The sequence below is a fragment of the Pseudovibrio exalbescens DSM 16456 genome (genome assembly GCF_000422785.1).
Lineage (GTDB): Bacteria > Pseudomonadota > Alphaproteobacteria > Rhizobiales > Stappiaceae > Pseudovibrio > Pseudovibrio exalbescens.
Genome location: NZ_AUGS01000005.1, coordinates 23,955 through 38,069, shown reverse-complemented (window position 1 = coordinate 38,069; position 14,115 = coordinate 23,955). Strand labels below are relative to the sequence as shown.

Genomic DNA, 14,115 nt, shown 5'->3' with positions numbered 1-14,115 from the left:
CCGGCCCGAAATTCCTAGTCGATCAGCCCCGCATGCACCATGGCCTTGCGAATTTCGGCCTGTGTGGTCTCACTTACCGGGACCAACGGCACGCGCAGCTCGTTTTCCATCTTGCCGATCAGCGACAATGCATATTTCACGCCCGTCGGATTGGGCTCAATGAACAGGGCATTGTGCAATGGAGCCAGACGGTCCTGCAGTTCAAGCGCCTTGGCATAGTCACCTGCTAGTGTCGCTTCCTGAAACTCGCTGCACAACTTCGGTGCCACATTGGCGCTCACCGAGATACAACCGACACCGCCATGGGCATTGAACCCCAGAGCCGTGATGTCCTCACCAGACAGCTGAACGAAATCCTTGCCGCACTTGTGGCGCTGTTCAGAAACGCGAGCGATATTGGCCGTTGCATCCTTCACACCAACAATGTTCTCAACATCGTTGAACAGTTCCGCCATGGTGTCCGCGCTCATGTCAATCACGGACCGCCCCGGAATGTTGTAGATGTAGATCGGCAGCTTGGTCGCCGCTGCAATCATCTTGTAATGAGCCTTGAGGCCCGCCTGGTTCGGCTTGTTGTAGTAAGGTGTTACCGACAACAGGCCGTCAGCGCCGGCGGCTTCCGCATGCTTGGCAAAATCGATGGCTTCAACCGGATTGTTGGAGCCCGCCCCGGCCATGATCGGCACACGACCTGCCGCAGCTTCGATGCACAACTCAATGACACGCTTGTGCTCTTCATGAGTCAACGTTGGGCTTTCGCCGGTGGTGCCCACCGGCACCAACCCGTGGGAGCCCTGTTTTATCTGCCAATCCACAAAGTCCTGGAAGGCTTTCTCATCCACGGCACCATTCCGCATTGGAGTGACGAGCGCGGTGATTGATCCCTTAAACATATCAGGTTCCTCGTTGGATAGCAGTTCTCTTAAATTCCCAAATGCGACCCTTGGTCAAACAAAGGCGCTGCACCATACTTAGCCCGTACACCTTCATCAATGGTCAACGCAATGTCATATAAGATTCGTTTTGGGTTTTGTGCTGATTTTTCTTGTTCGGTCACAAGCAAGAACACCTAGATGCATGGAGCCATAATTAAACCTTCATTTACCAGTTTGATAGACCTTCCAGATTACCAGAAAATTTCGCGAATATGGTCCTGCCTGCGGGAAGAGGGTCCAGTTGTATCGAGTTGAGTGACCAAAAGGCCGATCCACCCATGTCTATAAGCAGAAGCTTTCTTGCGAGCGTCAGCGCCGCTGTGTTTCTTTTTGCTGGTGCGGCCCCGAGCCACGCCCTCAAACTGGAGTGGACCGAGATCACCAAGGTCCCTGCCCCCAACCCGCTACGCCAAAGCCAACCTGCGCCGGGCGGATCGCCGTACGCTACAGCTTATGCACCGGCCACCCCGCCGCATAAACCTGGCAGCGCTGATCCGATGGCGCTTGTGGCTCAGGAAGAAATCACACCAGCCGCAACACCGCAGCAGCACGCCCGCGCCAAAGCCGAGACACTGGGCGCACAATACAATGTGCCCGACGCCCAAACACCAGCTGCCCAATTGGCTGCCGTGCTGGATGATATCGATGCCGGACGCATCAACGAGGCTCTGACGGCCCGCAACCGCATGCCGGACAATCTGGACCGGCGTATTGTCGATTGGCGACTGATGGTCGCTGGCGGCCCGCAGGTACCGACCCAGAACATCACCCAGTTTGCCGCCAGCGCACCGCACTGGCCTTCACCAAAGATCGCGCGTACCCGAGCTGAAGCGTCATTGGCTGCCGCCAACTTGCCCGCTGGAGACATCATCACAGCGTTCGGTGGCACCGCTCCCGAAAGCCTTCAGGGCAAAATCGCGCTGGCCAAGGCCAATCTCGCTGTCGGAAACAATGGTGCGGCTCGCAAGTTGATCCAGCCCATTTGGCACAAGGAACTGCTTGACCGTGACATGGAGCGCGATCTGGCCTCGTCCTTTTCCAGAGTACTGACGCGAGAAGACTACCGCGCGCGTGTTGAAATGTACCTGTACCGGGACCGCACACAAGGTGCCGAGCGCTTGATCGCGAAGCTCTCCCGAGATGAACAGGCCTATGTGAAGGCCCGCATCGCCCAGATCCGCGGCAACGGCAATGCGGAAAAACTGCTCAACAACCTGCCCCGTTCCATGCGCAATGATCCCGGCGTCCTTTTTGCCAAGATCGAGATTGCCCGCGCCAAAGGGGACTATCTGACAGCAGCCAAGCTGTTGCAGCAAGCTCCAACGGATGCAAGCAAACTGTATGATCCGGATGAATGGTGGAACCACAGGCGCGTTGTTTCCCGCCAGATGGCCGAGATTGGCAAGGTGCAGCTGGCTTATGACATTGCGGCCAACCATGCAGCCGAGTCCCCACTGGAATATACGGAAGCCGAGTGGCATGCGGGATGGTATGCCCTGCGGTTCCTGAACAACCCCGGCAAGGCGGAGACGCATTTCCGCCACATCGCGCAAGTGGCCGAAACGCCCATAACGCTGTCGCGCTCCCATTATTGGGTCGGACGAGCCCGTGAAGCCGCCGGCGATGTTAATGGCGCCATTGCAAGCTACCAAAAGGCAGGTAGCTATCATACGGCCTACTATGGACAATTGGCGCTTGCCAAACTGAGCATCACGCAAATTCCAGTGCCGCCTCTGCCGCAAATCACACCGCAGGACCGTCAGGCCTTCAACAACAACGACATGGTGCGCGCCATCCGCCGGATGGATGCCGCCGGTCATCACAATGATACCCTGCTGCTTTACCAGCATCTTGCCCGGACGTTACCGACCAACGCGCAAGTTCGACAACTGGCGGAACTGGCGGAATCGAAAGACCTGCACCAGTGGGCACTCATGGTGGGCAAGCTGGCCTACGAGGCGCGCCCTTCAGCAAGTACACTGGCGTACCCGACAAACGCTATTCCGGCGCAAACACGGATCACACGCGGGGTTGAAAAACCCATGGTTTACGCCATTGCCCGGCAGGAAAGCGCCTTCAACCCAAGAGCAAAAAGCCACGCTGGCGCTCTGGGGCTGTTGCAGCTGATGCCTGGCACCGCAAAAGCAACTGCAAAAAACATCGGCGTGTCGTACCGCACGTCGCGCCTGACTTCCGATCCGGCATATAACGCAACGCTGGGTGCCGCGCATCTGGGCGAACTGGTCGAAGAATTCGACGGATCGTACATCCTGACGTTTGCCGCCTACAACGCAGGCAAAAGCAAGGTCCATGAGTGGATCGAGCGCTTTGGCGACCCCCGTGATCCGCGGGTGGACCCCGTGGACTGGGTAGAATTCATTCCGTACGGCGAGACGCGAAGCTATGTCCAGCGCATCACGGAAAACCTGCAGATGTACAGACACAAGCTGGAAAACAAACCACTGGCAATCACCATGGATTTGACACGCGGTTAAGCACGCTGCGCTTTTTTGCAGGGTTTTGTATACTCTGGGTCATCACACTGGCATTGTTTAGGGTGTAGCCTTTCTTTCACCCGTCAGGACGCCGGTGACCGGAGGAGCCATGCTAACCCATGCACATCTTGACCGCACCATTCTCACCGTTGAAGGGGCTCGTCCCTTCAAGTGGACGGCACGGGATGGTCTGTCCCTCTCCGCCCATCTTTGGGGCAATCGATCAGAGGGGTGCTACCCTGTTTTGTGCCTGCCGGGCCTGACCCGCAACAGCCGGGATTTTTATCGTCTCGCCTGCCGACTTCATGCAGCCGGACATCATGTCATCGCCATGGACTATCGCGGGCGCGGCCTGTCCGGCTATGCTGATGATCCCACCACCTACAACATGGCTCAGGAAGCGCAGGACATTGAAGATGGCCTCAGCGCCCTTGGCATTGAGCGTTATGTGGTTTTGGGCACCTCGCGTGGCGGATTGCATGGCGTCGGACTGGCAGCCACACAGCCGGATCGGGTGCGTGCCGTCATTTTAAATGATATTGGCCCCGAACTGGCCCACGACCACCTAAAGGTGATCAGCGAGACCATAGGTCGGCACATGACGGCTTCCTCCTGGCCTCAAGCAGCCGCACGTTTGAAGGCCCAGCAGCAAAAGACATTTACCGCGATGACTGAGCAGGATTGGCTGGATGCAGCGGCCCAAACCTATGAGGAAACTGCGGAGGGGGTGCGCTTGTCGTACGACCCTAATCTGCGCCATGCCGTAAAGGATGCCGTGCTCCCCACCCCGCAGGCAATGTGGTCGTTTTTCGATGCGCTAAAAGGAAAGCCTCACCTCTTGATCCGAGGTGCCAATTCACCCTTGCTCAGCGAGAAGACCGCCAACGCCATGCAGGAGCGTCATCCGGAAATGGACCTGCATACTGTCGCCTTTGAAGGGCATGCTCCCCTTCTCTGGGGCACTGCGGTGCAAGAACGGATCCTGCGGTTTCTCCAGACCGTCAACGAGGAGACCGCGGCTCCGGCATCCGCGGACAAGGCGACCCCCCAATAAAAAGAGGGGCCAGTTTCCCGGCCCCTTTGAAGCCCTCAGGCCTCACGCACCCTACGCACTACCTTAAAAGGTGCGCTGCGCCCGAAGAATGGCACTTGCCTCTTCCGAGACTTTTTCATTGTCGGGGTTCTTGTTGGCGTACCCAACATCCACGCCGAATTCGAGGCCCTGCACTGGCGTCCAGGCCACATCCATATCCAGCGCATAGCGCCGGTAGTCCTGATCCGGCGCACCGCGCGGCGTATCGACATCCGCATAGCTGGCGTCAAAGTCGGCTCGGATGGTGGGGGTAAAGTAATGGGTAAAGCCACCGGAAACGGCCCAGCCCGTGGTCTTGCGGGTTCTTGTGCCGTCATAGTAGCTGTCGAAAACATCCGTCGCGCCAATATAGGAGAGCGCAGCCTCCGCATATTGGACCTGCAGAGCCAGCGCATCTCCCTCAGCCAACATGGGCAGGTTGAACAAAACACCTGCGCCAAACGCCAAACCAACCTCGCTTTGCGCGGCAGCAGACAAGGGACGCGCCTCTTGAACAGCAGCGGAGACCTGCGCCGTGCCCCAGCTTTGCGCCGCGCGCAAGGCCACCACACCTGCAGGCCAGCGATTTCCACCAGCGCCATCTGTGGTGGTGACAGCATCAAAAGTGCCGTTTACACGCTCGGAAATGTCTTCCGCAGCGATGGAAAACGACAGGGGTCCCCCGAGAGACCCGGTATAGGCGGCCACCCAAACCTTGTCGTCCGAAAGGTTACGGGCCACCGAGCCGTAGGTTGCACCTGTAAAGAAATCAAAGAACGACTGGGTGCGCCCCACAGTCAATCCACCCCACTGAATATAGGCGGTTTCCAGCTCCACCACCGTATCGCTGGACGTATCGGCATCCCGCACAGTATCGCTGTCTGATGTGAACGTGGTTTCACTGTACGCCCGCAACAGACCGAACTCCGTCTCCGTAAACGCATCCAGATAAACATAGCCACGTGCACGGAAACGCACATCATTTTCGTCCCGCTCAGACCAGTTGCTGGGCGCGCTACCGAAATTCATGAATTGTACATCCGCACGAACCCGCCCGGACACACGCAAGCAGGTGTCCGTACCCGGCAGCACGAAATATCCCGCGCCATACTGATCACAAATCTGAACATAGGAAACCGGCTCAACCTGCGCCGGCGCGTCCCACGGCAAGTCTGCTGCCCGCACATCAGCGCCGGTTACAGCCATCACCGCCAACGGCAGAAAAATCGTTCCACGTAACATGCAGTGCCCCACTTCTGTCTGCTTCCGCTGGCGAGACTCCTAATGGACACGGCGATAGAGTGCCCCGCCTCTCACCAGCAGCCAAATACATCAAACTTGAATTGACTGACTAAAATCACTCAGTAGCGATTGCATTGACAATTACGCGGATGCGCAGTTCGAACAATTCCATGCTCTAAGGGGTGAAATAGACCGGCAGCATTACAGAGGGGAAAGAAATGAGCCCCAGTCGTTGAGAGCTAGAAACTACAGTAGGTCAAATACCACGGGTAGAAGCTCAAGGAGCGGATTGGAAATCAGTCTGTTTTTCAGGCTGAATATGGCAGCAAGCCAAGAGAACGTGCGGTAGATGCGATAGGTCCGCGGAAAAGGCTGGCACAGTTTTTTGGGGGGGTTATGGTCCGTTCATGCGACTGCGTGAAGCTAAAGAACGGCCGGAGCGCCCACAAAACAGATCGCGTTGGCGTGAAACGCGCTGAACCTGTCGAAGGCATTGCACCGCGGGGCGTCATTTGACAGATCAAATACCTGCGGCTGGAGGGCCGCTGGCAGAAATAGCCGGGCTCTAGGTCTCTATGCTCCTGCGGGGTACAGGCCCCTGCGGGAACAGGGGAAGCCCGGTGGGTTGGAACCACCGGGCTTAGAGACTGATTGGAAGGTCAGGACACGAATTTCCAATCAGAAGAGCTATACAAGGTAATAGGGCCAAATCATGAACCGGATCTGTGCCATACGTCACGAACTCATGATATTTTTCAGTTTGGCCCGAAGCCATTCTCAAAAAGTCTGGGTGACTACCACCAGGTCTTATGAAAAGGGCTGATCCCCTTTGGGCATGTGCACCGGGGAAAACCGGGGGCCACACAGCCCCCGGAAAATCTTCAGGCAACCTTAGAAGGTGTACTGAACACGAGCACCAACTTTGGCTTCGTCGAAGTCTACAGAGTCTCCATCGACCTCTAGATCGCTATTGGCGAACCCAGCTTCCAAAGCTACGACCATACCGGAAACCGGATACCAACCGATGGACGCATCCACGGCCCAACGATCCCAATCAATGTCACTGCCGAGGAAATCAGATGTCAAGCTGGCGTAGGAACCATCAATGGAGGTGGCGATTTCAGGGGTCCAGTAGTGGCTGAAACCAGCGCCGAGGGCGTAACCCTTGGCCCCAAGCATATCAAGGAACGCTGCGCCGGCTTTTTTACCGTTTACATCAACGAAACCAAAGTCATCCGCGTTGGCGTTCAAGTAGGAAGCTGCGGAATCCGCATATGCTGCCTGGAAGACAAAGGCGTCGCCCGGAGCGATCATATCCAGATTGAAGGTCGCGGTACCACGAACTGCATATCCGTAGTCATTTTCAGCCTTACCGGCAACACCAGCTCCACCGGGGATTCCGAAGGCACCGTTATCAATTGGATTGTGCAAAGCACCAGCGACTTCAAAAGAACCCCAACCCTGTGAAATGCCAAGCATACCGACGAAGTTGGCGGAATTCTTGTCACCAGCACGGTAAGATGAATCTTCAACAGACAAGGCTGCGGAAACGCCATTGCCGAACGACTTCATCAAGGTTACCTGAAGCGTTGACTTGTCCGACAGGTTGCGGTCAATGATCCCCATGTCGACGGCACCTGTAAAGCCGTCAAAAATGGAGCTCTCACGACCGATCAAAATGTCAGCGGTGTTACCCGAGATTTGCAGATAAACATCATCAACACCAACGCTGCTGCCAGCCTTTTGATCCCAAGTGCCATTGAACTCGGTTACGGTGCGGATGAGACCGATTTCGGTGTCGGTCATGGATGTCAGGTACAAATAGCCCCGCGCATAGGCAGAATAATCTTCGTACTTGGTAGTATCGTCGTTGTCGTTCAGGTTGTCGGAAACGATCTGCGTACGAATACGACCACCGATCTTCAGGCAAGTGTCCTTGCCCGGGATCTTGAAGAAGCCTGCGCCATAGGCGTCGCAAACCTGTACGTAGTCTACTGGCTCGGCAACAACTGGCAGATCAGCTGCCGAAGCGGAAGTTGCAACGGCTGCGCCAGCGGTTGCAAGCATAAGTGCTTTCAATTTCATTATACCCGACCTCAAAAAGTCTCTATTTGATGAATTAGTGAAGTGTTTGAAACAAGAAAAACACTCGTTCTCAGACACTTGCCAGCGCAGCCCGATCTACGAGACGTGCCCCGTCACCACCCCTGGCGACTTGCTCGCGCTCTTCGGCGCCGGCTCCACTGTGATGCATCAGCAAGATTTACATTGCAAATATTTACATCATTAAAATCGATATTCGCTTATTCCATCGAAAACCATGTAACAAAAAAGCAACAAGTAATATTCAATAGGAATTTCATCAACGTAATTACATGCGCATATCACATTTTTCTCTGCGTCATTAGCATATTTACGTATTACAAAATCATATGTGATATACAATCGATTTTATATAAAAATTACAAATACCTAATATATCTGATTAATGCATGCTGATATATCTGAATGCAAAATACATTAAGTGTCCATCAACACATTCGAGTTGCATTTGAGATGCGCCGCGGAGACTCTCCCTTGATTTCAGCATTGTTGATAAAAGTCAGGCAAATAGGAGGGATTGCTTTGCTGTATCCACGGTCGCTCTAGCGCATACACAGCCGCCGCCCTGCCGCGCCAACTGAGATCGTCACGAGAGCAAACAAGCCCATAAAGCTTGTATGATCAGCCTCGCCGCACCGGCACTCACGAGCACTTGGCTTGGCTGGAAGAACCAAGATAGCCTGAGAAAAAGCAGGCTCAGTATACAGCTAGAGCCATGCGAACACTCAGGCAGCGCTTAACCTCTGGGGCGGCTTGCTGAGGGCAGCTATGCCTCTTATGGAGCCTGTCTCATTGCTCCTAAAAAGGCGTGGAGGTCCTGTGTGATACACCGCTCGTGCCCACTGGGCCGTCCTTGAGCTCTCGCAGCACCATAAGACACAAAAAAAAGCGAGAGCGCCGGAGCGCCCTCGCCTCTTTAATCGGGTAATTAAACCAGATTAGAACGTGTACTGTACACGAGCACCGATCTTGGCGTCGTCGAAGTCAACGTCGTTGTTAGTACCAGCTGCATCGTATTCGGTGTTAGCAAAGCCACCGTCAAGCGCGATAACCATGCCGGAAACCGGGTACCAACCGATAGAAGCGTCGATTGCCCAACGGTCGATGTCGTAGTTGCCGGATGCCAGGTCAGATTCCAGAGACAGGTAAGAACCGTCGATGGAAGTCGCAACTTCAGATGTCCAGAAGTGGGTGAAACCAGCGCCAAGACCGAAGCCCTTTACGCCTTCTGCATCCAGTTGCTCAGCGTCGTCATACCCAGTAACGAGACCCTTCAGCACTTCGTTTGCACCGAGGTAATGAGTAGCGGAGTCAGCGTAAGCAGCCTGGAATACAAACGCGTCGCCTTCTGCGATCATGTCCAGGTTGATGGTTGCTGTACCGCGTACGGCATAACCGTAGTTGTCTTCAGCGCCTTCAACGGTGTCGTGAAGAGCTGCAGCAACTTCGAAGGAACCCCAACCCTGAGCAATACCGACCTTACCGACGTAGTCAGCAGAGTTGGTGTCGCCATCACGGTAGGAAGAGTCTTCTGCCGAGATCGCAGCCGTCACACCATTGCCGAAAGACTTGGCAAGTGCGAACTGCAGGGTGGACTTATCAGACCAGTTACGGGTGATGATGCCCGCGTCAACTGCACCGGTGAAACCGTCAAACTGAGAAGTCGTACGACCGATGAGGATGTCGGCATAGCTAGCACCGATCTGCAGGTAAGCAGAACCAGCTTCAACCTTGCCTGAACCCGCCTGGTCCCACTTGCTGTTGAACTCGGTGTAAGTCTTGATCAGACCGATTTCGGTGTCGGTCATGGACGTCAGGTACAGATAACCCTTTGCATATGCAGAGTAATCTTCGTACTTGTCACCTTCGTTATCCTGCAGGTTGTCTGTAGCAAACTGCGTACGGATACGACCACCGATCTTCAGGCAGGTGTCCTTGCCCGGGATCTTGAAGAAGCCTGCGCCGTAAGCGTCGCAAACCTGTACGTAGTCTACTGGCTCAGCTACAACCGGCAGATCAGCTGCAGATGCGGAACCTGCAACAGCTACACCAGCAGTTGCAAGCAAAAGTGCTTTCAATTTCATGTGTCCTGACCTCTATCAGTCTCTATTTGTTGAGAGAAAGTGGTTTGAAAGCTGGTTGGAGCAGCCTTCATCTTTCTCGAACCCCTGCTATCGCGCTGGCGGGATCGTGCCCCTCACCGCCCCCGGTGAAATGATCCTGTTCGCCTGCCGCGACAACGCCACTGTTGATGCATCACGGCGGCGATCCCTTCAAGGTTGTAATTGCGAATTTATATCTATTGAAAAACAAAGGGGTAATTGCTGTGTCATTTAGGACACAACCCATGAGCGCGGTCCGGTTGCTTGCTGGCGCAATTGCCTAATCAAAACCGCCAGGCATCTGCGTATGAACCCCTAGGAAATAGTTGCCGCAGCGCCGGGCTGCCCACACGCCAAATATTCAGTATATCCTATTGTTTTGATTATATATTTTATAGAATTAGCGGTGACCTATACGGCATTGAAATCAGGAGTTGGCAGAGCCTGATCCCCACACCGCAGGTCAATAAAAAACCTGAGCCCGAGAAAACTCACTCTATTTGGTATTGTGGAAATAAACCCCACCGAAATTGAATAGTTCCCGCGGCGTTTGTGGAGTTAGAACCCCTTAGCTGGGTGATTTGCACTACTGCAAAAACAAAAACGGGGGCGCCGAAGCACCCCCGCCTTATCAATCAGTCGATTAGACCAGATTAGAACGTGTACTGAACACGTGCACCAACCTTGGCTTCGTCGAAGTCTACAGAGTCAGCGCCAGCCGGATCATACTCGGTGTTGGCGAAACCAGCATCCAGAGCGATAACCATGCCGGAAACCGGGTACCAACCGATGGAAGCATCAACAGCCCAACGGTCTAGGTCAGCGTCAACCGCAAAACCACCCTTGTCGTAGTCAGCTTCCAGGCTCATCCAGGAACCATCAATGGTGGTGGCGATTTCTGGAGTCCAGTAGTGGCTGAATGCTGCGACGAGGGAGTAACCCTTTGCGCCAATGACATCCAACATGCCGTTGTCAATCGAGACACCACCAGCTGCAAGGTCACCAGCAAAGCCGCTGTCGATAGAAGCGTTCAGGTAGCTGGATGCAGAGTCTGCATAGGTAGCCTGGAATACGAATGCATCACCTGGAGCAATCATGTCCAGATTGATCGTTGCCGTACCGCGAACAGCATAACCGGTGCTGCTGTCTTTCTCGAGGGTGAATTCATCACTACCAACAACGACTGCATTGCCGAAGCGATCACGCACGGAAGCTTCATCCGCAATCGCATGGGTTGCACCAGCAACAGAGAAGGAACCCCAACCCTGAGAAATGCCGATCTTACCAACGAAGTCGATGGAGTTCTTGTCGCCGTCACGGTAAGACGAATCTTCAACGGATACGCCAGCGGTAACGCCGTTGCCCAGAGACTTGGTCAAGGAGAACTGCAGGGTGCCCTGGTCAGAGAAGTTACGATCAACAACGCCGATATCAACCGCGCCGGTGAAACCGTCGAACATGGAAGCTTCGCGACCGATCAGAACGTCAGCAAAGTTGTTGCTGATCTGAATGAAAGCGTCGTCCACTTTCATTGCGCTGCCACCTTCTTCGTTCCATTCGCTGTACATTTCAGCAACGGTACGGATCAGACCGATTTCGGTGTCAGTCATGGTGTGCAGGTACAGGTAACCACGAGCAATCGCATCGTAATCGTTGTACTTGGTGGTGTCGTCGTTGTCCTGCAGGTTGTCGGAAACAATCTGCGTACGGATACGACCACCGATCTTCAGGCAGGTGTCCTTGCCTGGGATCTTGAAGAAGCCTGCGCCGTAAGCGTCGCAAACCTGTACGTAGTCTACTGGCTCAGCTACAACCGGCAGATCAGCTGCAGATGCGGAACCTGCAACAGCTACACCAGCAGTTGCAAGCAAAAGTGCTTTCAATTTCATGTGTCCTGACCTCTATCAGTCTTGTTTACAAATAGAGGGCCAAGGTTATGTCGCTGTTTGGACGAGCGTTTCCCCTAGTGCCCCATAAGAAGAACAGATACCCCGGACCAATCCGCAACCTTCGCGGGCCCCGGTCCGACCATGGGCAACTGACTTGCGAAATCTGTAATGCACCTGAGTAGGCACTGAGACAACTGAACCAGCCTTTCAGAAGGGGTCAAAATAGCCCACCAAGATTTTGATGTTGCAGGAAAAGCACAATATTTTCAGGCAGATAGATCAATATAATCGCTAATCGATAATTCAGTGTGGCAATATTGGCACAATGCAGCCTCACAACTCACCAAAAATAGTTATTATTGCGTATTTTTGCAGGATTTTCAGAGGTCTTGGTTAGTCAGTGCTGCGCCCAAATGTGATAAGGATCACATAAACGCCGGTTTTCAGATTTATGGCCAAAATCAGCCAATAATTCACAGGGGCCATCGCGCTGGAAAAGAGGGTGCGTACCCATTCGAGATCGCGACTCCCATCGCGGCATGGAAAAGAGAACAGACCAACACTCTGCATTTGACTCGTTGCATTTGTTGTCTCGCCGCCCAGACCACAAAAAAGCGAGAGCGCCGGAGCGCCCTCGCCTCTTTAATCAGACAATCAAGTCAGATTAGAACGTGTACTGTACACGTGCACCGATCTTGGCTTCGTCAGCTTCAACGCCGGCTGCATCTTCAGATGCGAAACCACCGTCCAGAGCGACAACCATGCCGGAAACCGGGTACCAACCAACGGAACCGTCGATTGCCCAACGGTCGTAGTCAGCATCGTCGTTGGACAGGTAGGAACCGTCGATGGATGTCGCGATTTCGGAAGTCCAGTAGTGTGTGAAACCAGCACCTAGGGCCCATGCTTCATCGCCAGCCAGATCCCAAGCAGCGGTGGACTTGCCAAGGTAAGCAGAAGCAGCGTCAGCGTATGCAGCCTGGAATACGAATGCATCGCCAGCAGCCAGCATGTCGAGGTTGACGGTTGCTGTACCGCGTACGGCATAACCGTAGTTGTCAACAGCGCCAGCTACAGTGTCGTGCAGAGCAGCAGCAACTTCAACAGAACCCCAACCCTGAGCAAGACCCAGCTTACCAACATAGTCGGCAGAGTTTGTGTCGCCATCACGGTAGGAAGAATCTTCAGCAGAAACAGCAGCGGTGACGCCATTGCCGAGGGACTTGGTCAGAGCGAACTGCAGCGTGCCCTGGTCAGACCAGTTACGGCCGATAACGCCCACATCAACTGCACCGGTGAAACCGTCGAACAAAGAAGTGGTACGACCGATGATGACGTCAGCGAAGTTGGTGCCGATCTGCAGGTAAGCGTCACCCACATCAACAGAACCATCGCCACCGTCCTGGTTCCACTCGCTGTTGAACTCGGTGTAGGTCTTGATCAGACCGATTTCGGTGTCGGTCATGGACGTCAGGTACAGGTAACCACGTGCGTATGCAGAGTAGTCGTCGTAGTCAGCGTCGGAATCCAGGTTGTCGGAAACGATCTGTGTACGGATACGGCCACCGATCTTCAGGCAGGTGTCCTTGCCCGGGATCTTGAAGAAGCCTGCGCCGTAAGCGTCGCAAACCTGAACGTAGTCTACTGGCTCAGCTACAACCGGCAGATCAGCTGCAGATACGGAAGTTGCAACGGCTGCGCCGGCAGTTGCAAGCAGAAGTGCTTTCAATTTCATAAGTCCTGACCTCTATCAGTCTTGTTTACAAATAGAGGGCCGAGGTTGTGTCGCTGTTTGGACGAGCGTTTCCCCGAATGCCCCACGAGAGCCCCAAAACCAATTTCGACAGAACCTTCCCATCGACAATTGATTATATATTTTCATCTCGCAGGCACAGTGATGCCCCAACCGCATCGAACGGGCAAGGCAGCGGCACAGCAAAAACAGCAAATAGTATCACATGAAAATTCAGTGTTGCATCAAGACAACAGAGTTAACAAACGTATAATTCGCCCAACACAACCAGCGAATGAAATAGGCAACCAATAGTAAGAGAGACACATTTCAAGCAACTATTTGTAAAAAGAGAATTGTTTGACGTTCATTCTTTTGAGAAGGGTTTTCAGCTGCCTCGAATCCTTTAACAAACCTTGGATTGCGTTTGAAGACAACACACCAAAAATGAATAGATTTCAGCCTCAGAACAAAATCATGACCGAACCTGCCCCAACACCAGAGACCACAAGAAGCGCCCACAATGACCTGATGGGCCTTGAGTG

At 54.0% G+C, this 14,115-nt stretch carries 8 protein-coding genes; 2 read left to right on the top strand and 6 right to left on the bottom strand.

Going from position 1 to position 14,115, the window contains the following annotated elements; genetic code table 11:
- Positions 1-14: 14 nt before the first annotated feature.
- A complete protein-coding gene (gene dapA / locus G512_RS0105080; RefSeq protein WP_028480777.1) occupies positions 15-893 on the bottom strand; it encodes a 4-hydroxy-tetrahydrodipicolinate synthase in 879 nt (292 codons plus the stop codon).
- A 320-nt stretch (positions 894-1,213) separates the two neighbouring features.
- Here dapA and G512_RS20060 point away from each other — a divergent pair, with 320 nt between their 5' ends.
- Complete coding sequence (locus tag G512_RS20060) at positions 1,214-3,430, top strand: lytic transglycosylase domain-containing protein (RefSeq protein ID WP_208974948.1); 2,217 nt, start codon at positions 1,214-1,216, stop codon at positions 3,428-3,430.
- A 109-nt stretch (positions 3,431-3,539) separates the two neighbouring features.
- On the top strand, positions 3,540-4,484 hold the full coding sequence (locus tag G512_RS20055; RefSeq protein WP_051268954.1) for an alpha/beta fold hydrolase: 945 nt from the start codon (positions 3,540-3,542) through the stop codon (positions 4,482-4,484).
- Positions 4,485-4,547: 63 nt separating this feature from the next.
- Here G512_RS20055 and G512_RS0105060 read toward each other — a convergent pair whose 3' ends face one another.
- From G512_RS0105060 to G512_RS0105035, 5 genes are all read right to left on the bottom strand, one after another.
- Positions 4,548-5,744 (bottom strand): porin, encoded by a 1,197-nt coding sequence (locus G512_RS0105060; RefSeq protein ID WP_028480776.1) that lies wholly within the window; start codon positions 5,742-5,744, stop codon positions 4,548-4,550.
- A gap of 891 nt (positions 5,745-6,635) precedes the next feature.
- Positions 6,636-7,829 carry a porin gene (locus G512_RS0105055; protein ID WP_028480775.1) on the bottom strand — a complete coding sequence of 398 codons (1,194 nt, stop codon included), beginning with the start codon at positions 7,827-7,829 and terminating at the stop codon, positions 6,636-6,638.
- A gap of 956 nt (positions 7,830-8,785) precedes the next feature.
- On the bottom strand, positions 8,786-9,931 hold the full coding sequence (locus tag G512_RS0105050) for a porin (RefSeq protein WP_028480774.1): 1,146 nt from the start codon (positions 9,929-9,931) through the stop codon (positions 8,786-8,788).
- Positions 9,932-10,602: 671 nt separating this feature from the next.
- A complete protein-coding gene (locus G512_RS0105045; RefSeq protein ID WP_028480773.1) occupies positions 10,603-11,838 on the bottom strand; it encodes a porin in 1,236 nt (411 codons plus the stop codon).
- Between the two features lie 664 nt (positions 11,839-12,502).
- A complete protein-coding gene (locus G512_RS0105035) occupies positions 12,503-13,573 on the bottom strand; it encodes a porin (protein ID WP_028480772.1) in 1,071 nt (356 codons plus the stop codon).
- Between the last annotated feature and the right edge of the window lie 542 nt (positions 13,574-14,115).